The organism is Pseudomonadota bacterium (assembly GCA_026388215.1).
Lineage (GTDB): Bacteria > Desulfobacterota > Syntrophorhabdia > Syntrophorhabdales > Syntrophorhabdaceae > JAPLKF01.
On the sequence record JAPLKF010000118.1, the window covers coordinates 1 to 19,550 of the forward strand.

The window sequence follows — 19,550 nt, forward strand, 5'->3', positions numbered from 1 at the left end:
GAATGTAAACCAGGGGCAATCAAGATGGTGGAGGAAGAACGATGAATGCAAAGAAGGGTATAGAGGTCTCGATAGCCGCATCTATTGCAGCAAAACTTGCAAGGGTTGAGGTGGTAGCCGCCTACCCGATTACTCCTCAAACACACATAGTGGAACATCTCTCTGAACTTGTTGCCAATGGAGAGTTAGATGCAACATATATCAATGTAGAATCCGAACACTCTGCAATGTCTGCCTGCTGTGGCTCCTCCGCAGCAGGGGCAAGGACATTCACCTCAACCAGTTCCCAGGGCTTAGAGCTCATGCATGAGATTCTTTTTATCGCATCAGGCATGCGGTTCCCCATAGTGATGGCTACAGTGAACCGAGCCCTCTCTGCGCCACTCTCTATCTGGGGTGATCACTCTGACGTGATGGCAGCAAGGGATACTGGTTGGATAATGCTCTTCTGCGAGAATGGTCAGGAAGTGGTCGATTCTATCATCATGGCATTCAAGATCGCAGAGGACAGAAGAGTCCTTTTACCTTTGATGGTAAACCTCGATGGATTCTCGTTAAGCCACGTTATCGAACCCATTGAATTTCCCTCCCAGGAAGAAGTAGATAAGTTCCTGCCACCCTATAATCCCCTTTATACCTTACATCCTGATAAGCCTGTTACAATGGGGGCATATGCAATGCCTGAACTCTACACAGAGGCAAAATATGCCCAGGAGATGGCAATCGTTCACTCCAAAGAGGTGATCGTGAAGGTGATGGATGAATTTGGCAAACAGTTCGGGAGATACTATAAGCCTGTCGAGACATACAACACAGAAAATACCGATGTGGTGTTTATTGCGCTTGGTGCAATCAATGAAAATATCGAGACTGCAATTGATAGGCTTAAAGAGGAAGGGAAAGAGGCAGGACTCATAAACCTAAGGCTCTTTAGACCATTCCCGACAAAAGAACTATTATTCGCATTGAAGGGCAAAAAAAGGGTTGCGGTGATCGAGCGGGTTATGCCAGGTGGTGCTACAAACGGCCCCCTCTTTAACGAAATCTCATCCCTTGTCCATAGCAATCGAATGAATATATCTATAGAGGATTATATTGTCGGCCTCGGTGGGAGAGACGTCCTTCCAGAAGATTTTAGAGATATATTCGATGAAATAAAAGCTACCCCGGGAAAAAGGACCAAATCAAAGAAAGACAAAAACTTTAGTGTAATAGGGGTGAGAGGATGATGTTACCAAGTATTGATATCTATGCGGCAAATACAGTTTCAAGGGAAGAATTTGCCGTCTCGGGTCACAGGGCATGCCAGGGTTGTGCAGAGATACTTGCAGTAAGGTTAGCCCTTAAAGCTTTTGGACGTAATACAATAATGGTAATGGCCACAGGCTGTATGGAGATTATATCTACTCCGCTCCCTACTACTGATTGGAAACTACCATGGATCCATGTTGCCTTTGAGAACGCCGCCGCTGTTGCATCAGGTGTTGAATCGGCACTCAAGATTCTCATGGAAAAGAATAAGATTCCACGGAAGGATATCAATGTGGTTACTATAGGTGGTGACGGTGGAACAAGTGATATAGGACTCCAGGCACTCTCAGGTGCACTGGAGCGAGGACACAAGTTTACCTATATATGTGTGGATAACGAAGCCTATATGAATACAGGGATTCAACGTTCATCTTCCACACCATATGGTGCCATGACTACTACAACCCCTCCTGGAAAGAAGAGTATAGGACAATCCACTTGGAAGAAGGATATGCCAAAAATTGCTGCAGCCCATAACATTCCTTATGTTGCCACAGCCTGTCCTTCATACCCCTTTGACCTTCTTGCCAAAATAAAGAAGGCAAAAATGGTATATGGACCATCATATATCCATGTACTCTCGGTATGTCCCACGGGCTGGAGGATACCTTCTAATATGGCGATAAGATATGGAAGGCTTGCGGTTGAGACAGGTATATTCCCATTATACGAGATAGAAAACGGCGAATACAGACTTACATATAATCCGGAACCGCTGAGGCAGGTTGGAGATTACCTTAACGGGCAGGGCAGGTTCAGACACCTGACCCCCGAGACAATATCAGAGATACGGGAACACGTGAATGCAGATTGGGAGAGATTGAAACATTTATGCGGAGTGAAGTAGTGGGTATAAAAAAATTAGGTGGTAGACATTATATTATATTCTGCCTACTGCCTACTGATTTCTGCTTACTGATTACCTAAGAAGGGGGTATTATGGAGGTTGATATTGGAAAGCTAAACACCATTTTAAACAAGTATGGCGGGGATAAATCATATATACTCGCTATGTTTCAAGATATTCAAAAGGAATACAGATACCTGCCAAAAGATACCCTCAAATATATATGTGACAAATTAAATATACCATTTAGCAAGGGTTATGAGGTTGCCACATTTTACAAAGCTATTTCTCTCAAACCGAGAGGTAAACATACGATCCATGTATGTCTTGGAACAGCGTGCCATCTTCGTGGTGGGCCAAACATTCTTGATTCATTTGAACGTGTGCTCAACGTAAAGAAGGGGGATACAACCGGAGACGGTATGTTTACCCTTGAATCAGTGAATTGTCTTGGTGCATGTGCCTTAGCGCCTCTTGTAAAGGTTGATGAAAAGGACTTTGGAAAGACAACGTCAGTTACGGTTAATAAGATAATCAGTGAATTTAAAGATGGAGAATAATTATGATTATTTCGCCTGAACAACTCGATAACATTGCTTTAGAATACAAGAAAAAGGTTAAAATATATGACAAGGTCGTAAAAATCTGCTGCGGAACAGGCTGTATATCATCAGGGTCTCTTAAATTATACGATAGATTTAAGGATATTATTAATCTTGAGGGTCTTGCAGCAAAGGTGCTTGTAAAAAAAACGGGTTGCCATGGATTGTGCGAGAGAGGACCTATTGTTGTTTTTGGTGATGATGAAATATTATATCAAAGTGTCGGTAAAAGAAATGTAAATGAGGATGTAAAGTCGTTAATAGAAACTATTAAAAGTAATAAGATTGCAGATAAACTCCTCTATAAAGGCGATGATAAAACCAAAAGGTATGTGTCACCCCTCGATATTCCGTTCTACGCGGGTCAAAATAGGATTGTTCTCTCTCTAAATGGCACAATCGACCCTGAAGATATAGATGAGTATATACAACGGGGAGGTTACAGGGCACTCTACAAAGCACTCAAAATGAATACAGATGAAATTATCGATTGGGTGCAAAAATCAGGTTTACGAGGGAGAGGTGGGGGTGGTTTTCCCACAGGTGCAAAATGGCGTTCCTGCAAAGATGCTGAAGGACAACCTAAATATATTCTTGCAAATGGAGATGAGGGAGATCCCGGTGCCTTTATGGATAGGTCGCTTATGGAAGGAAATCCTCATGCTGTACTTGAAGGGATGATCATAGGTGGCTATGCCATTGGCTCTAATCAGGGATATATATATGTGAGGGATGAGTATCCTCTTGCCGTTAATAGACTTTCAAAGGCGATTGAAAAGGCGAGGGAATATGGCTTCCTCGGTAGAAATATATTTAATTCAGGCTTTAAATTCGACATCACCATATTCAGGGGTGGCGGTGCCTTTGTCTGTGGGGAATCCACGGCACTTATGTCCTCTATCGAGGGCAAAGCTGGAGAACCAAGGGCAAAATATGTCCACACAGTGGAGAAAGGACTCTGGGAAAAACCTTCAAATTTAAACAATGTTGAGACATGGGCCTGTGTTCCCCATATAATCAATAAAGGATGGGAATGGTTTGCATCGATTGGTACTCAAGGAAGTAAAGGGACAAAGGTCTTTTCGCTTGTAGGTAAGGTAAAAAATACAGGGTTAATAGAAGTCCCGATGGGAATGACATTAAGGGAAATTATCTTTGGACTGGGAGGGGGTATTCAAGGGGATAAAAAATTCAAGGCAGTTCAAACCGGTGGTCCATCTGGCGGTTGTATACCTGCAGAATATCTTGAAATGCCTGTAGATTTTGATTCCCTTACAAAACTCGGTTCTATGATGGGCTCTGGTGGGATGATAGTTATGGATGAGAGAAACTGTATGGTAGACGTGGCACGCTATTTTTTAACATTTCTTGTCGAGGAATCCTGCGGAAAGTGTACACCATGCAGGGAAGGCGTGAGAAGGATGTATGAGATTGTGGAGCGTATATGCAATGGGAATGGGGATAAGGGCGATATTGAACATCTTGAAGAGCTTGCAAGGGCAATCAATCTGGGTTCTCTTTGCGCCCTCGGTCAAAGTGCACCCAATCCTGTCCTCTCAACAATCAAATATTTTAAAGATGAATACCTGGCACATATAGAAGATAAGAAGTGCCCTGCTGGTGTATGCAAAGCCCTTATAAAATTCAGTATTGTTCCGGAAAAATGCACCGGCTGTACCCTTTGCGCCCATGAATGCCCTGTCAAGTGTATAACAGGGAAGAAAAAGGAAGTACATACAATAGATCAGGCACAATGTATACGATGTGGTACCTGCTATGATAATTGCCGTTTTGATGCGATAAAAATCGAATAGGGAGATATAATTATGGTTGAGTTCAAGATAAATGGCAAATTGGCAAAGGGAGAAAAAGGCGAGCCTATTCTTAATATAGCAAGAAGGGAAGGTCATGTTATACCAAGCCTCTGTTACCATGAAACCCTTGGTTCTGATGGCAGGTGCAGACTGTGTGTAGTAGAGGTAAGGAAGGGAAACAGAAAAAGAATTGTTACATCATGTCTGTATGGTGCAGAGAATGGCATTGAGGTATATACAGAATCGCCTGATGTCTGGCTTGTCAGAAAAACTGTTCTTGAGCTTTTACTCGCCAGATGTCCGGATTCAGAAATAATCCACCATCTTGCCGGACAATACGGTGTAAAGAATGTTAGGTACACCAAGGACAAGGATAAAGGGAAATGTATTTTATGCAGTTTATGTGTAAGAACCTGTGAGTCAATTGTAGGTGTCTCTGCCATTGACATGAGCGGTAAGGGCCCTGCAAAAAAGGTTACAACACCATTTGATGAACCATCGGATGTATGTATAGGATGCGGCGCCTGTGTTGTGGTGTGTCCAACAGGACACATCTATATGGAGGATAAAAGTGGTGTAAGGACAATCTGGAAAAAGCAGTTTGAGCTTGCCAGATGCCCAAAATGTGGTAGATACCATGCGCCTGTTGAGCAACTGCAATTCATCTCACAAAAATCAGGAACATCCGTTGATGAACTGCTTGTATGTCAGGATTGCAAGTAGTCAATTTATAAAAATGAATAATATTTAAATAAATTAATATATATTGAAAAAGTTTTTTAAAAAAAATATAATAAGTGATTAATATCACTGAAAAAGTTTTTATTTTACTATAAATATATTGTATACTATAGATGAACTATTGAATATTAAATAAGGGATATAGTATGTCCATTGACCTATACAAAATAGGGCAATTTCTAAAAGAAAAAAGGGAAGAAAAAGGATTAACAATAGTTGAAATATCAAATGTTTTATTTTTAAGAAAATCATTAATAGAGGCTATTGAATCTGGTAATTGGGATGTTCTACCTCATCCAGTATATGTAAAAGGCTACATAAAAGAATACGCAAGTTTATTAAAGGTTTACGATGAAATAGTTCACGATTTGGTTGAAGAAAACAATGCTGTGGTCATAGATGTTCCAGTACAACAGAAATCCGAACCAAAGCGTAAAAAACTATCTAAAACAATATTATTATATCCCGTAACCATTGCCCTTATAATAACAGTTTTTTTTATCTTCAATAAAACACAAAACAACCAAACACCAACCATAAAATTAGGGAATGCAACAGGACATATTTCTGCAAGTTCATATAACAATAATGGTGTTGATAAAAAAAATATCCCTAATATTCCTGACGTAAAAAGACTCATGATTACCTGTCATGAAAGAACATGGATAAGCGTTGTTATTGACGAAACAGAGAAAAAGGAATTTATGCTAAACCCGCAGGAAATTATAATGTTGAATGCAAAAGAAAAGTTTGACCTACTCATTGGAAATGCAGGTGGTGTAAAACTTTTCTTAAATGGCAAAGATATTGAATTCACTGGAAAAAACGGTGAAGTAAAGAGAATTAAATTATCGTAATAAGTAATCAGAAATCAGTGGCTTAACCTTTCCATTTCCTGGGCTGAAATATCAAAATTTGCGTATACATGCTGAACATCATCAGAATCCTCTAACGCCTCCATTAATTTTAACATGGTTTCTGCGTTTTTCGCTTCAATCTTTACATAATTCTGGGGCATCATGCTAATTTCAGCAACAATATATTTAATACCATTTTTATCAAAGACTTTTTTAACTGGCTCAAAGCTTGAAAGGTTAGTTACGACTTCTATTTCATTTTCGTCTTCAGTAATATCCTCTGCGCCTGCTTCAAGGGCAATTTCCATTATTTTATCTCCATCTACAGCATTTTTGTCAAAGGAAATATAACCCTTTTTGCTGAATAACCAGGAAACACTACCTGCTTCGGCAAGGTTACCGTTGAGTCTTGTAAGGATGTAGCGAACATCGGCTGTTGTCCTCTTTTTGTTATCTGTTAATGTTTCTATAAGAATTGCAACCCCACCGGGTCCATATCCTTCATAGGTATGTTCTTCATAACGTTCTCCACCTTCAAGGGCGCCGGTTCCTTTTTTTATAGCCTTTTCAATATTATCTTTTGGCATATTCTCAGCCTTTGCCTGGGCAATCGCAACCCTGAGTCTTGCATTTGCTTCTGGATCACCCCCGCTAATGCGGGCAGCGGTCGTAATTTCTTTAATCAGCTTAGTAAATATTTTACCCCGCTTTGCATCAGCAGCGCCCTTTTTATGTTTAATTGAACTCCATTTACTATGTCCGGACATTGGTCCCCCCGAGAATTGAATGGTGGGCGATATTGGATTCGAACCAACGACCTCTGGTATGTGAGACCAGCGCTCTAACCATCTGAGCTAATCGCCCTTTAGTATTATTTTTATTATACCATATTTCAAATGTCAATATAAAGACAGGATGTGAATTTTGTTTAATTTTTTCTATCAATCATTTATTATCTTCCTATGAGCAGGTTTGTTTTTGGGCCCGTTCCTTCCAGAAGATTGGGGTTTTCATTAGGGGTAGATATTATTCCAAAAAAATATTGTAGTTTTGATTGTATATACTGCCAGATTGGAAAAACTACAAACAAAGAAATACTAAGGAAAGGTTTCTTTAACCCCTACGAAATAGTGAAAGAGGTAATTGAAAAGGCAAGTATATCAAAACATATCGATTTCATAACATTTTCAGGTTCTGGCGAGCCCACATTAAATTCAAATATTGGTTTGATGATTAATGAGATTAAAAAAAGAATAAATATACCAGTATCAGTCATTACTAACGGATCACTATTATTTAAAGAAGATGTGAGGAATGACCTCAAAACAGCAGACATTGTTCTGCCGTCATTGGATGCTGCGAGTGAAGACATATTTCGATACATAAATAGACCACATAGCTTGATAGAGCTTAGTTTATTAACAAAAGGTCTGAAAGAATTTAGAGATGAGTACCGTGGTAAGATATGGCTTGAGATTATGTTGATTAAAGGTATAAATGACGACATTGAAGAACTGAAAAAATTTAAAGATATTTTAAAATATCTTAATGTGGACAAAATCCAGCTTAATACAGTAACAAGGCCACCAAGTGAAGAAATAAAAGGCAGAATTAAAAAGACTGAGCTCGAGGAAATAAGCAAATTTTTTGGAAATAATTGTGAAGTAATATGCACATTCGAAAAGATTATTGTAAAAAATGAAAAAGAAGACTGGACAGAAATGGTATTAGATATTCTCAAAAGAAGGTCACTAAGTTTAGATGATATAGTAAAAATTACAGGTGTGTCGTTTTCCAAGGCTAAAAACCAATTACATGTAATGGAAAAAAAGGGGAAAATAAAAAGTTTTCATTTTGGCGAGGGTATCTTCTATTTAAAGAATGAATGACATTGTAGTAGTCATAAACCAATATAAAGAAATTGTAGAGAAATTGTTATTGACAAATTGCTGTGCCAAAATTTACTATAAATCTGTATCGTAATTTTCCTGCCTAAAAAACTTTCAAGGGGGGCTACAATGTTTTATACAGAAACGAAAGAATGGCATACAGAAAAAATGATATGGCGAACGATAAAATCATTGAAATCAAACTATTTTGATGCAGTATCTTTTACAAAAAGAGAGGAACTGGTTAATGCAGTGCTGAGCTATGTAAAGCCGAAGATGAAAGTCGGCTTTGGTGGTTCTATAACCATAAGGGAACTGGGTATTGTTGAGAGACTGAAGAAGGAGGATGTAACACTCCTCGACCATTGGAAAGAAGGGCTTGCAAAAGAAGAGATAGATAAAATCAGAATGCAGCAACTAACGTCAGATCTTTTCATCTCCGGTGCTAATGCGATAACGGAAAAGGGTGAAATAATCAATATTGACGGGTTCGGGAACAGAATCAACAGTATCACATTTGGTCCCAAGAAGGTCATCATCATTGCAGGTTATAATAAGATAGTTCCGGATATAGATGCAGGACTGGAGAGAATCAAAAGGATAGCTGCGCCTATCAATGCAAAAAGGTTGAATCTTACGCTGCCATGTACTGAGACAGGTTACTGCCATGACTGTAAGTCTGAAGCAAGAATATGCAGGGTTATATCTATTATACAGCGAAAACCATATTCAACAGACATCTCAATTTTCTTAATGAATGAAGAACTGGGCTTTTAAGGAGGGTTATATGAAAATCAAAAGGGCTGTGATAAGCGTATCAAACAAATCTGGCTTACAGGAATTGGCATCCTTCCTAAAAAACTATAGTGTTGAAATATTATCTACTGGTGGAACGAAGAAGTACCTTGACGGAATAGGGGTTAGCCCCATAGAAGTAAGTGCATACACTGGTTTTCCTGAAATAATGGATGGAAGGGTAAAAACACTTCACCCAAAAGTCCATGGTGGCATCCTCAATATCAGGGATAACAAAGAACATCAAAAGGCAATGGAATCCTTGAATATAAAACATATCGACATGATAGTTGTGAATCTTTACCCCTTCAAAGAAGTAATAAGCAAGGGATGTACATTTGAAGAAGCTATAGAAAACATAGATATTGGCGGGCCATCAATGATTAGAGCAGCAGCAAAAAATTTCAAGTATGTCACAGTAGTTATTGATCCGGATGACTACTCAAGGGTTATGGAGAATATGAAGGCTAATAACGGGGAAACAACAGAGGATTTGAGGTTTTATCTTGCAAAAAAGGTATTCTACTCAACTTCCGAGTACGATAGCAATATCTATAAATATTTATCAAAAATAAAACGTTAAAAGGAAGAAATATATGAAAATTCTTGTATTAGGGGGTGGTGGTAGAGAACATGCCCTTATATGGAAACTATCGCAGTCAAAAAATGTAAAAGCCTTATACTGTGTGCCAGGCAATGGTGGAATTTCTGAAATGGCAGACTGTATTGAAATGGATATAAATGACATAAGAGGCCTTATTGACTTCTCCAAAAAGGAATATATAGAGTTAGTTGTAGTCGGACCTGAAGGCCCGTTGGCATCTGGTGTTGTGGACGCTTTTGAAAAAGAAGGTATACCAATATTTGGTCCGCCTAAAAAGGGAGCACAGATAGAAACAAGTAAAATTTTTGCGAAAGAGTTGATGGACAGACATAAAGTACCAACTGCATCTTTTGAAACATTCTTCAAATATAACGATGCGCAAACATATCTAAAAAGTATCCAACCTCCTTATGTTATCAAAGCTGATGGGCTATGTGCAGGAAAGGGGGCTTATGTAATATTCGACAAACAGGAAGGTGAAGATGTTTTAAGGGCATTGATGGTAGAACTCATCCATGGAAATGCCGGTAAAAATGTAATTGTTGAGCACTTTTTACCAGGCGTTGAGGCTTCGTATATAGCCTTCACCGATGGTATATCAATCCTTCCATTGCTCGCCTCTCAGGATCATAAGCCATTACTCGATGATGACAGAGGTCCAAACACAGGTGGCATGGGCGCATATACACCGATACCCTTTATAAACAGTGCAATGGAAAGGGATATTAACGACTCAATCATGAATAGAACAATTCATGCCCTGAGCAATGAAGGTATTGATTATAAAGGCGCACTCTATGGCGGGTTAATGTTAAGGAACAATGAGCCGTATGTTCTTGAGTTTAATGCACGATTGGGAGATCCTGAAACCCAACCGATACTGTTTAAAATGGAAAGCGACATTCTCCCTATTTTGCTTGCCTGTGTCGAAGGTAAGTTGGACAGCATAAAAAAAATTGAATGGAAAAGTGGTGTCTCTGTATGTGTAGTAGTCGCATCAAGGGGTTACCCGGATAAACCCGAAAAGGGAAAAATTATCAAGGGATTGGAAAAACTTAAAAATGAAAAAGATGTTATTGTATTCCACGCAGGAACAAAAAAGGTCGGAAATGACTATTACACTTCAGGTGGAAGGGTTTTAGGAGTAACTGCAACAGGAGAAACATTTAAAGACGCAATTAACAAGGTCTATGAGGCTGTCTCATGTATAGAGTTTGACGGCATGCATTACAGGAAGGACATAGGCAGAAAAGCGTTAAATACAGGGAATAGGGGATAGGGTTTTAGGGGTTAGTAATGCTATCCCTGTACCATGAACCCTAAAGATGGAGGAAAAAATGGGTAAGGAGCATAATATAGGTCTTATTCCAGGCGATGGAACGGGCCCTGAGGTTATTGCTGAAGGCGTAAAGGTTTTGAATGCAACATCAAAAAAATTAGGATTTGTCTTAAAATTTAATGAGTATGACTTAGGTGGAGCAAGATATATAAAAACTGGAGAAACTCTCCCAGATAGTATCTTAAATGAATTAAGGCAATATGACGCCATATATCTCGGAGCTATCGGGCATCCCGATGTAAGACCAGGGATATTAGAGAAGGAGATCCTTTTAAGGATAAGGTTCGAACTCGATCAGTACATAAACCTGAGGCCTATTAAACTATACGAAGGTGTTGAAACGCCTTTAAAAAATAAAGGACCTAAAGAAATAGATTTCGTGGTGATAAGAGAAAATACAGAAGGGCTCTATACCGGTGCAGGTGGGGTCCTTAAAAGGGGTACCAAAGATGAGGTCGCCACACAAGAATCTATAAATACAAGGAAAGGTGTTGAAAGGTGTATAAGGTTTGCATATGAATATACCCAAAAGCGTAACAAAAACAAGAAACTCACTCTATGTGGCAAGACAAATGTCCTCACCTACGCATTTAATTTATGGGAAAGAACATTTTATGAACTCTCAAAGGAATATCCTGACATTAAAACCGAGTATGTCCATGTTGATGCAACCTGTATGTGGATGGTAAAAAATCCAGAATGGTTTGATGTGATTGTGACTGATAATATGTTTGGCGATATAATAACGGACCTTGGGGCTATGATCCAAGGTGGAATGGGCATAGCCTGTGGTGGAAATATCAATCCAAACGGTGTATCAATGTTTGAGCCTATTGGTGGTTCAGCCCCCAAATACACTGGTAAGAATGTTATAAATCCCTTAGCAGCAATACTTGCCGGGGGAATGATGCTTGAATTTATCGGGGAAAAAGAAGGTGCAAACATTATAGAAAATGCAGTACAAAAAGCACTTACACAAGATATAAAATCCCTTGATGCTGGCAAAATGGGAATGGGGACAAAGGAAGTAGGCGACCTTATTGTACGAAATGTTTTAAATTATTAAGTTTTTTTATTCTTCAATTCCTTTAGTTTCTTACTTAACGTATTCCTATTCATACCTAACAATTTTGCTGCTTTTGAAACATTATTCTTTGCAACCCTCATTGCTGCATTGATAAATACCTTTTCAATGATTGTTTGAATATTTAAAAGTATGTTGTCATTATTATCAGTTTTAGATAATAATAATTTATCTACTATAGTATCAGTTTTTACTTCAAGATTTTTATATAAGTTACTAATATCAATATATTTATTAGTATTTTCCATATAAAATAATATACTACTTAACATTAATACTATATCATTGAATGCTATGATGTTACATAATTTTTCTTCCTGTATTGCAATATTTTACAATATACATTGAACTAAAAAATTTCTTTCATCGACGACATTATTATAAACAAGTTGCTTTTAACCAGACTATCATTTATTTAGATCCTTAAAAAATGTACCAAATTCTCCTTTATCCGAAGCTTAACCTATAAAATTCCTCAGTTTGTAAATAGTGTTTTACACTGCTATTAAAAAAGCGATTTTTTCTCTTGACAAGGCAGCCATTTATTTTTAAATTGTATACAATTATTATGTATTAACGTTCCAAGGCAATACAATAAGAAAATTTAAGGAGGTTGCAATGGGTGAGCTGTTCAAGTGGGACTACTGAGGACAATTTGAATGACAAAGATGGTTTTGTTACAGATGCTGATGTGGCCTACATTAGGGAAAGAGCCAAAGGAGTAGTAGGCGGTATCTGCTGTATACAAGGGGTCTATATGGATGAGAAGCGGCAGGGCCAGGGCTATGTGGGTCAGGCGGCTTGCTGGGATGATAAGTATATTCCAGGCTTGAAGAGGCTTGCAGATGCAATTCATGAAGAGAAAGCTGTGGCTTCGTGTCAGTTGATGCACTGCGGTCGTGTTGGTGCTGTTGAGGTAGAATACTGTCATGGTCCATCACCAGTACCACAGAGATTAAGGATATTCAGACCAGTCCAGGTAATGACCAAGGATGATATCAAACGGTGTGTCGATCAACATGCTACTGCTGCAGAGAGACTCTGCAAGGCAGGTTTTGACATCGTTGAGATCTCAGGTATCGTCGGCTACCTTATCTCGAACTTCATCTCGAGCTACACCAACAAAAGAACTGATGAATATGGTGGTGATATCCGGGGAAGGATGAGGATGGTTGTAGAGCTTATTCAAGCAGTCAAGAAGGTTATCGGTGATCGCCCCTTAGGGGTTCGCCTTTGCTCCGATGAGCTCCTCGATGATGTCCGTGGAAACACGCCGGAAGAGTCGATGATTACGTATCAGATAGCTGAAGAGGCTGGAGCAGATTACATGAGCGTTACCCTCGGCTGGCAGGAATCAATCTACCCGGTTATCAGCAGAGATATCCCTCAGGGGAACTGGCTCTTCCTTGCAGAACGCGCCAAAAAACATATCAAGATACCTGTCCAGATGGCTTACAGGCTCTTTAATCCTGCAATACCCAATAAGGCTATTGGAGATGGCAAACTGGATTTCTGGGAAATGTGCCGTCCCATGATTGCTGATCCACATATGCCGAAAAAGGTCCTGGAAGGAAGAGAGGATGAAATCAGGCCATGTGTGGCATGCAATCTCTGTCTTGCAAGACTCTTCCGCGATGCCCCTATGACATGCTACATAAACCCGGTTTGTGCCCATGACCACGATCCAAAGTTTCACATTACACCAGCAGAAATGAAGAAGAAGATCATGATCGTCGGTGCAGGGGCTGCTGGTTTGGAATGTGCGTGGGTTGCCGCAGAGAGAGGGCATGAGGTCCATGTATACGATAAGCTGACGGAAGTAGGGGGAACCCTCCTTGAGGCACGTAAAGCGCCTTATGGAGATGAGGAACTTTATTATCAGATAAATTTTGCAAAGGCAAAATCTGATAAGGCAGGCGTAAAATTCCATTTAGGCATAGAAGTAACACCAGAACTAATTGACGAAGAAATGCCCGACACAGTTGTCCTGGCAGTGGGACCTAAATACATTAAAGGGACTGCCCCTGGTTTCGATAAACCCAATGTTGTTGGCGTTCTTGATGTTTTAGCCGGAAAAGCCAAGGTCGGAGAAAACATTGTCGTCTGGGGTAACAAAAAACCAGGCGTCGGCGTTGCTCTATATCTCGCAAAACAGAAAAAGAAGGTAACCATTGTCGGTAGAAATAAAGATTTTGCGATTGATATTAATCCTTCCTTCAGGTGGCGCTATAATGCATATTTACGACAAAATGGTGTAACTGTGTATAACGATTGTGACATCGTAGAGATTACCAACAACAGTGTCACCGCAATGACCTATGATGGTTATCAGATTCCCATCAAGACAGATACTGTGGTCTGCACTGAACGTGCTCCGAACCAAGATTTAAAGAATGCAGTAAAAGACTTAGGTGTGGAGATTTTTGAAATAGGAGACATGGTAATACCTCGTAACCTGTCAAGTGCGGTCCATGATGGTTATAAAGTAGGCCTAAGGATTTAAAACTAATTAAGGAGGGATAATATGCCTGTTGATGCAGAAAAGGAAATAAGTCGCTTATGGAGGGCATTACATGGTGCCCAAGATAGCACTATAAAAACATTTTATCAGTGGCGTAATGCTGCTGTGGGGCTGCTTCCAAATGCTAATCCATCAGAAATTGCTTTAAAAGGCTGGGAAGCCATGGCTCAGAATATGGGTAAATCATTTCTCCCGAGGCTGAGCTTCTCTAAAGGTGAAGAGGCCTTTTTAAAACAAGTTGCAGGACTTTATGTGAATACCTGGCAGGGTTACGGTGCTGTGGTAAAAGTTGAAAAAGGCAGTAACCCTATGGAAGCTTTTATTAAATGGGAAAGGTGCCCATGGCCATCGTTTGCAAAGGATTTTGATGCTCCTTTAAAAGAAGATGTGACCGGATGCGACCTCGTTCTTCAGATAACCCTCGAGATGATTAATGCGTTTATGGGTACTAATTTCAAGATCGAAACTCAGAAGGCTATACCACGCGGTGAGGGTGTATGTCTCAGAAGACTATACAAACCATAAGCTAATGATAGGAGGAATATATGGCTGCACAGGTTGATCCACAAAAATGTACGAAATGTGGGGGAGTAATCCAGCCCCTCTGTGTCGAAGTATGCCCGGACGAGGCAATCAGGGTTCAGGAAGACAGAATCGTCGTTACCGAGTTTCTCTGTGAAGACTGCAATGAGTGTGGTTTTATCTGCCCTGATCGTGCTATTAAAATCCCGCTTGACAAGGTAACCTTTTAAAGAGGAGAGGCTATGAAAGTTAAAAAAATTGATCATATCTGTATTGCAGTGAAAAATCTGGAAGAAGCAAAGAAAATCTGGGAACCTATTTTAGGGAAGCCAAAACCTGATGATGCATACGTCGATGAGCCTGAAAAAATCCGGGTGGCACGATACTGGGTAGGTGAAGTGGGTTTTGAACTCATGGAATCGACTACACCAGACGGAGATGTGGCGAAGTTCATCGAAAAGAGGGGCGAAGGCATAATGATAATCAGCTTCAACGTAGACAATACACGGGAGGCAATGGCTGAATTAAAAGAAAAAGAGTACCCTTTTATTGGTGGAGCCAGGCCATTCCGTGACTGTGAGTTTGCCTTTATTCACCCAAAAAAGGTAAATGGTGTATTACTCGAATTAATAGATTACAAGTGGGAAGAATTCAAAAAGTAAGTGCTCAAAAAGCAGGGTACAGCGGATAGGGTTGAGTTTATTATACCCTAATCCTTGTCCTAAATCCTAAGCACAAAAGGAGGGGGGATGGATTCTAAAAAAAAATTGTATGTGTCTGTATCAAACCCCTTATTACTTAAACCTGAAAGACCACTACCTAAAGAAGTTGCTATAGTTGGTGCAGGAACAATTGGCCCAGATATTGGATATTATCTGAAGACCGCATTGCCTGAAACTAAGCTCTTTCTTGTGGACATTATTGATGAACCTCTAAAGAAGGCAGAGAAGAGGCTTTTAGGATACACAGCCAAATCAGTCGAGAGAGGGAAAGTAAAAGAAGACCTCGCGAAAAAGATACACGATAATATTATCTATACAACCGACTATGGTGTAATCAAGAATGCCGACTTTGTGATTGAAGCAGCTACTGAAAATATTCCTCTCAAGCAAAAAATCTTTGCCCAGATAGAAGAATTAGTAAGTGAGAACACGATTATCACTTCAAACACAAGCTCAATTCCCGCTGACCGTATCTTTCTGAAAATGAAAAAACCAGAGAGGGCTACTGTTACCCATTTTTTTGCACCAGCATGGCGGAGTTTGGCTGTAGAAGTGATAAGTTGGGAGAAGGCCGACCCGAAGGTTGTCGACTACCTGATGTGGATGTTCGCCGCCACCGGCAAAGCCCCAGTGATGACCGGTAACGCTATTTGCTTCCTACTCGATCGCCCTTGGGACAACTGGTGCAACGAGGCAGCCTACCTGCTCGATCTGGCAACAGCCGCTGAGATCGACCATGTAGCCGAGGAGTTCGTCCCGGCCGGGCCTTTCTTCGTCCTAAACATGGCGAACGGAAACCCGATTATCCACGAGACCAACACGATCCAGATGGAGGAGGGAGCCGCCTACAAACCTGCCCCGATCCTGCTCTCCGTCCAGACTTGGAACACAAAGAAACCAGGCGCCAAAATGGAAGTCGATGATGCTATCCGGAATATTGTGCGTGACCGCCTTCTGGGCATCATCTTTTCCCAGTCCTTCGATGTTGTAGACAGGGGGATAGGCACGATCGAAGACCTGAATTTTGGCGCTCAGATAGCTTTTGCCTTCCGTAAGGGACCGATGGACTTCATGCGGGAACTCGGCGAGGCGGAAGTAAGCAGGATCATGAAAAAATTGGAGATGGACCGCCCGGGTTTCCCGGCGGCAAAGAAGCCTTATGAAGAGTACCAAAGGTTCAACCGGTATTTACTGGTCGATGATATCGATGGTGTTAAGATTGTCACTATCCGCCGTCCACAGGCAATGAATGCTATCAGCGATCAGGTAAATGACGAAATTATGAGTGTTTTAAAAGAATATAAAGATGACGCAAAAACAAAAGGTTTTGTCCTTACCGGATACGGCACAGCAGCATTCTCAGCCGGTGCAGACATCGGCAGATTTCCCCAGCTACTCGGCAATAAGGAGGCATCGGCCGATTATGCCCGTGGCCGTGCAAATGTACAATTGTTTATTGATCAAATGGAAAAACCAGTAGTTGCTGCTATCAATGGTTTAGTAATGGGTGGAGGTTTAGAGATTGCAATCCGTTGCCACAGTATAGTAGCTACTACCAATGCCAGATTCCAGTTTCCTGAGATTACCCTTGGTATTTTACCTGGCATCGGTGGATGCATTGTTCCATATCGAAAGTGGCCGAAAGGAGTAAGGGTTTTTCATGAAATGCTTTGCCTGGCCAGACCTGTAAATGCAAAAGAGGCAGCAGATATTGGGATGGTGAGCAAAGTTACAGATAGTTATTATGAGATGATCCAGGAAGCGGTAAGGGAGGTTAAAAACCTCCAAGGGAAAATAAAACGAATCCCGGATGGAAAGGTAGAAATCCCTGGGATAGAGATTCCAGAAGTACCAATGGCTGGTAAGTTACCCTTAAGTAAGGAAGCCGTCTCCATTGTTATTAAAACAATTGAGGATGGAGTAAAAACCTACCGGTTTGTAGATGCTCTGGAAATTGGATATCAGGGGTTTGGTGAAACTGCATGCACCGAGGCTGCGAAAGAAGGTATTTCTGCTTTTCTCGAAAGAAGACAACCAGTCTATAAAAAATAATTAAGTATATGAAACTTGATAGCCCGATTGGGTATGGGGGAGAAAGGAGGAAACAAAATTGGTAGGTATTACTTCATATGGTGCTTATGTTCCATGTTTGGCCTTCAAGAATAGGTTCTTATCAAGAGGGAATATATGCCTGATACAATTTTAGTAATTGGTGGAGGTGTTGCGGGAATTCATGTGGCATTAAATGCTGCGGAGTACGGTTGCAAGGTGTATCTCCTTGACGATACAGCAAGCATTGGTGGAATGATGGCAAGGTTGGATAAAACATTTCCTACCAATGACTGCTCTATATGCATTGAAGCTCCTCGTATGTACGAAGTTGACAACCATCCAAACATAGAGATTTTAACAAATACTGAAGTTCGGCGGGTAAATAAGACAAACGGAAGTTTTAAGATTAGGCTATTAAAAAAAGCAAAGTTTGTTGACGAGGAAAAGTGTACAGGCTGCGGTGCGTGTGTGCAAGCGTGTCCAATCAGTGTTCCCGACGAGTTGGATGGCAAGATTGGTGGAACAAGGAAATTAATCCATATGCCTTTTCCTCAGGCTGTGCCAAATGCGGGTGTAGTGGATCAAAGATGCCGTACAGGAAAAATGCGGGGACAAGGTGCGTGCATAGGGGGGTGTGTGGTTGACTGTAGCCAGTGCCGTGAGTGCCCTATAGCCCTTTGTGTAAAAGCATGTCTAAAAGAAGGCAAGAATGCGGTTGTTCTCTGGCAGTCTGACAAACCTATGGATATTGAGGTAAAGAGTATTGTTGTTGCAACAGGCATAAAACCGGCAGAACCTGAAACAGGGGTCTACGGTTATAACATTTACGAGAATGTGATAACAAATGTTCAATTTGAAAGACTCATGAATGCAGGTGGTCCAACAGAGGGCAATATCATTCGACCGTCTGACAAGAAACATCCACATAGGATTGGCTGGATCCAATGTGTTGGCCGGGGACTTAAGGAAGGGCTCCCTTACTGCTCAAAGGTATGCTGTATGATTGCAGCAAAACAGACGATCATTACGAAAGAACACGATAATTCTGTGGAAACTGTAATTTTTTATAATGATTTAAAAGCCTATGGGAAAAGCTTCTGGGCATTCTATAAAAAAGCCCTGGAGCATGGTGTACGTTATGTAAGGGCAAGGCCATACGATGTGTTTGAAGATCCCGAAACTAAGAATTTAACCGTCAAATACGAAGATCTGGATACAGGTGAAATCAAAGACGAAGAGGTGGAACTTCTTGTTCTTTCCATGGGACTTCTACCAGGGGACAGAAATAAAAGATTAGCAAAGATATTGGGTATTGAATTAGACGAATGCGGTTTCTTCAAAGAAAAAGAGCCCCTCATGGCCCCCTTAGAGACTAATGTTGAAGGGATCTATTTATGTGGTGGTGCCACAAGTCCAATAGATATTTCTGAATCGGTTATCCAGGCATTTGCTGCAAGCCTGAAAGCAGTATCGAGAAAATTAGAGCCAGAGGTTACATAATGAGTGAAGAAGATATCAGAGTGGGTGTGTTTGTCTGTAATTGCGGTTCAAATATTGGCGGTGTTGTCAATGTACCGGAAGTGGTGGAGTACGCAAAAAATCTTAAAAACGTAGTTTTTGCAGATGAGAGCAAATGGTCCTGTTCAGTTGATGCATTAGCTCAACTTCAAAAAGCGATCAAAGATAACAACATCAACAGGGTGGTTGTTGCAGCCTGTACCCCAAGAACCCATGAACCTCTTTTCAAAAGGACAGTAAAAGAGGCAGGGTTAAACCCATACCTCCTTGAATTTGTAAGCATCAGGGAGCAATCCTCATGGGTGCATATGAATAACCCTCAGGTTGCGACA

Annotated in this window: 20 protein-coding genes and 1 tRNA gene; 18 read left to right on the forward strand and 3 right to left on the reverse strand. The window is 40.6% G+C overall.

Annotated features, from left to right (window positions below; all coding sequences use genetic code 11):
- Positions 1-41: 41 nt before the first annotated feature.
- The 6 genes from porA (at position 42) to NTU69_06825 (ending at position 6,172) form a co-directional block, all read left to right on the forward strand.
- Complete coding sequence (porA, locus tag NTU69_06800) at positions 42-1,229, forward strand: pyruvate ferredoxin oxidoreductase (GenBank protein ID MCX5803225.1); 1,188 nt, start codon at positions 42-44, stop codon at positions 1,227-1,229.
- Positions 1,226-2,158, forward strand: coding sequence for a pyruvate synthase subunit PorB (gene porB, locus NTU69_06805; GenBank protein MCX5803226.1), 933 nt, complete (start codon positions 1,226-1,228; stop codon positions 2,156-2,158). Before porA ends, porB begins: the two co-directional genes overlap by 4 nt.
- 92 nt (positions 2,159-2,250) lie before the next feature.
- Positions 2,251-2,718: an NAD(P)H-dependent oxidoreductase subunit E gene (locus tag NTU69_06810; GenBank protein MCX5803227.1), complete on the forward strand. Its 468-nt coding sequence runs from the start codon at positions 2,251-2,253 to the stop codon at positions 2,716-2,718.
- Between the two features lie 8 nt (positions 2,719-2,726).
- Positions 2,727-4,574, forward strand: a complete 1,848-nt coding sequence (locus NTU69_06815; GenBank protein ID MCX5803228.1) for an NADH-quinone oxidoreductase subunit NuoF — start codon at positions 2,727-2,729, stop codon at positions 4,572-4,574.
- A gap of 12 nt (positions 4,575-4,586) precedes the next feature.
- Entirely contained in the window at positions 4,587-5,297 is a 711-nt protein-coding gene (locus NTU69_06820; GenBank protein ID MCX5803229.1) for a 2Fe-2S iron-sulfur cluster-binding protein, read from the forward strand.
- Positions 5,298-5,461: 164 nt separating this feature from the next.
- Positions 5,462-6,172 (forward strand): DUF4115 domain-containing protein, encoded by a 711-nt coding sequence (locus tag NTU69_06825; GenBank protein ID MCX5803230.1) that lies wholly within the window; start codon positions 5,462-5,464, stop codon positions 6,170-6,172.
- A gap of 14 nt (positions 6,173-6,186) precedes the next feature.
- Here NTU69_06825 and NTU69_06830 read toward each other — a convergent pair whose 3' ends face one another.
- Together NTU69_06830 and NTU69_06835 are read right to left on the reverse strand one after the other, a co-directional pair.
- Positions 6,187-6,939, reverse strand: a complete 753-nt coding sequence (locus NTU69_06830; GenBank protein MCX5803231.1) for a YebC/PmpR family DNA-binding transcriptional regulator — start codon at positions 6,937-6,939, stop codon at positions 6,187-6,189.
- 20 nt (positions 6,940-6,959) lie between these two features.
- Positions 6,960-7,036 (reverse strand) — tRNA-Val (locus NTU69_06835).
- 98 nt (positions 7,037-7,134) lie between these two features.
- Here NTU69_06835 and NTU69_06840 point away from each other — a divergent pair.
- The 5 genes from NTU69_06840 to NTU69_06860 all read left to right on the forward strand — a co-directional run bounded on the left by NTU69_06840 (position 7,135) and on the right by NTU69_06860 (position 11,865).
- A complete protein-coding gene (locus tag NTU69_06840; protein ID MCX5803232.1) occupies positions 7,135-8,061 on the forward strand; it encodes a radical SAM protein in 927 nt (308 codons plus the stop codon).
- 129 nt (positions 8,062-8,190) lie between these two features.
- The gene (locus NTU69_06845) at positions 8,191-8,838 is read left to right on the forward strand and encodes a lactate utilization protein (protein MCX5803233.1); all 648 of its coding nucleotides are present in this window, start codon (positions 8,191-8,193) and stop codon (positions 8,836-8,838) included.
- 10 nt (positions 8,839-8,848) lie between these two features.
- A complete protein-coding gene (locus tag NTU69_06850) occupies positions 8,849-9,439 on the forward strand; it encodes an IMP cyclohydrolase (protein MCX5803234.1) in 591 nt (196 codons plus the stop codon).
- Positions 9,440-9,452: 13 nt separating this feature from the next.
- Positions 9,453-10,739 carry a phosphoribosylamine--glycine ligase gene (gene purD, locus NTU69_06855; protein ID MCX5803235.1) on the forward strand — a complete coding sequence of 429 codons (1,287 nt, stop codon included), beginning with the start codon at positions 9,453-9,455 and terminating at the stop codon, positions 10,737-10,739.
- A 58-nt stretch (positions 10,740-10,797) separates the two neighbouring features.
- Positions 10,798-11,865, forward strand: a complete 1,068-nt coding sequence (locus tag NTU69_06860) for a 3-isopropylmalate dehydrogenase (protein MCX5803236.1) — start codon at positions 10,798-10,800, stop codon at positions 11,863-11,865.
- Here the strand turns inward: NTU69_06860 and NTU69_06865 are convergent.
- Entirely contained in the window at positions 11,862-12,131 is a 270-nt protein-coding gene (locus NTU69_06865; GenBank protein MCX5803237.1) for a hypothetical protein, read from the reverse strand. The genes NTU69_06860 and NTU69_06865 overlap by 4 nt on opposite strands.
- Before the next feature lie 374 nt (positions 12,132-12,505).
- Here NTU69_06865 and NTU69_06870 point away from each other — a divergent pair, with 374 nt between their 5' ends.
- The 7 genes from NTU69_06870 to NTU69_06900 form a co-directional block, all read left to right on the forward strand.
- Positions 12,506-14,386, forward strand: a complete 1,881-nt coding sequence (locus NTU69_06870) for an FAD-dependent oxidoreductase (protein ID MCX5803238.1) — start codon at positions 12,506-12,508, stop codon at positions 14,384-14,386.
- Positions 14,387-14,407: 21 nt separating this feature from the next.
- Positions 14,408-14,929 carry a hypothetical protein gene (locus tag NTU69_06875; GenBank protein MCX5803239.1) on the forward strand — a complete coding sequence of 174 codons (522 nt, stop codon included), beginning with the start codon at positions 14,408-14,410 and terminating at the stop codon, positions 14,927-14,929.
- 20 nt (positions 14,930-14,949) lie between these two features.
- A complete protein-coding gene (locus NTU69_06880) occupies positions 14,950-15,156 on the forward strand; it encodes a ferredoxin (GenBank protein ID MCX5803240.1) in 207 nt (68 codons plus the stop codon).
- Between the two features lie 12 nt (positions 15,157-15,168).
- Complete coding sequence (locus NTU69_06885) at positions 15,169-15,588, forward strand: VOC family protein (protein MCX5803241.1); 420 nt, start codon at positions 15,169-15,171, stop codon at positions 15,586-15,588.
- An 87-nt stretch (positions 15,589-15,675) separates the two neighbouring features.
- Positions 15,676-17,700, forward strand: coding sequence for an enoyl-CoA hydratase-related protein (locus NTU69_06890; protein ID MCX5803242.1), 2,025 nt, complete (start codon positions 15,676-15,678; stop codon positions 17,698-17,700).
- 135 nt (positions 17,701-17,835) lie between these two features.
- Entirely contained in the window at positions 17,836-19,200 is a 1,365-nt protein-coding gene (locus NTU69_06895; GenBank protein ID MCX5803243.1) for a CoB--CoM heterodisulfide reductase iron-sulfur subunit A family protein, read from the forward strand.
- The coding region (locus tag NTU69_06900) for a heterodisulfide reductase (protein ID MCX5803244.1) at positions 19,200-19,550 on the forward strand (351 nt) is incomplete at its 3' end. The genes NTU69_06895 and NTU69_06900, both read left to right, overlap by 1 nt.

What these genes read in the sequence shown, in the direction of transcription:
- porA (MCX5803225.1), top strand. Translation starts at nt 42, where the DNA reads ATGAATGCAAAGAAGGGTATAGAGGTCTCGATAGCCGCATCTATTGCA.
- porB (MCX5803226.1), top strand. Translation starts at nt 1,226, where the DNA reads ATGATGTTACCAAGTATTGATATCTATGCGGCAAATACAGTTTCAAGG.
- NTU69_06810 (MCX5803227.1), top strand. Translation starts at nt 2,251, where the DNA reads ATGGAGGTTGATATTGGAAAGCTAAACACCATTTTAAACAAGTATGGC.
- NTU69_06820 (MCX5803229.1), top strand. Translation starts at nt 4,587, where the DNA reads ATGGTTGAGTTCAAGATAAATGGCAAATTGGCAAAGGGAGAAAAAGGC.
- NTU69_06825 (MCX5803230.1), top strand. Translation starts at nt 5,462, where the DNA reads ATGTCCATTGACCTATACAAAATAGGGCAATTTCTAAAAGAAAAAAGG.
- NTU69_06830 (MCX5803231.1), bottom strand. Translation starts at nt 6,939, where the DNA reads ATGTCCGGACATAGTAAATGGAGTTCAATTAAACATAAAAAGGGCGCT.
- NTU69_06840 (MCX5803232.1), top strand. Translation starts at nt 7,135, where the DNA reads ATGAGCAGGTTTGTTTTTGGGCCCGTTCCTTCCAGAAGATTGGGGTTT.
- NTU69_06845 (MCX5803233.1), top strand. Translation starts at nt 8,191, where the DNA reads ATGTTTTATACAGAAACGAAAGAATGGCATACAGAAAAAATGATATGG.
- NTU69_06850 (MCX5803234.1), top strand. Translation starts at nt 8,849, where the DNA reads ATGAAAATCAAAAGGGCTGTGATAAGCGTATCAAACAAATCTGGCTTA.
- purD (MCX5803235.1), top strand. Translation starts at nt 9,453, where the DNA reads ATGAAAATTCTTGTATTAGGGGGTGGTGGTAGAGAACATGCCCTTATA.
- NTU69_06860 (MCX5803236.1), top strand. Translation starts at nt 10,798, where the DNA reads ATGGGTAAGGAGCATAATATAGGTCTTATTCCAGGCGATGGAACGGGC.
- NTU69_06865 (MCX5803237.1), bottom strand. Translation starts at nt 12,131, where the DNA reads ATGGAAAATACTAATAAATATATTGATATTAGTAACTTATATAAAAAT.
- NTU69_06875 (MCX5803239.1), top strand. Translation starts at nt 14,408, where the DNA reads ATGCCTGTTGATGCAGAAAAGGAAATAAGTCGCTTATGGAGGGCATTA.
- NTU69_06880 (MCX5803240.1), top strand. Translation starts at nt 14,950, where the DNA reads ATGGCTGCACAGGTTGATCCACAAAAATGTACGAAATGTGGGGGAGTA.
- NTU69_06885 (MCX5803241.1), top strand. Translation starts at nt 15,169, where the DNA reads ATGAAAGTTAAAAAAATTGATCATATCTGTATTGCAGTGAAAAATCTG.
- NTU69_06890 (MCX5803242.1), top strand. Translation starts at nt 15,676, where the DNA reads ATGGATTCTAAAAAAAAATTGTATGTGTCTGTATCAAACCCCTTATTA.
- NTU69_06895 (MCX5803243.1), top strand. Translation starts at nt 17,836, where the DNA reads ATGCCTGATACAATTTTAGTAATTGGTGGAGGTGTTGCGGGAATTCAT.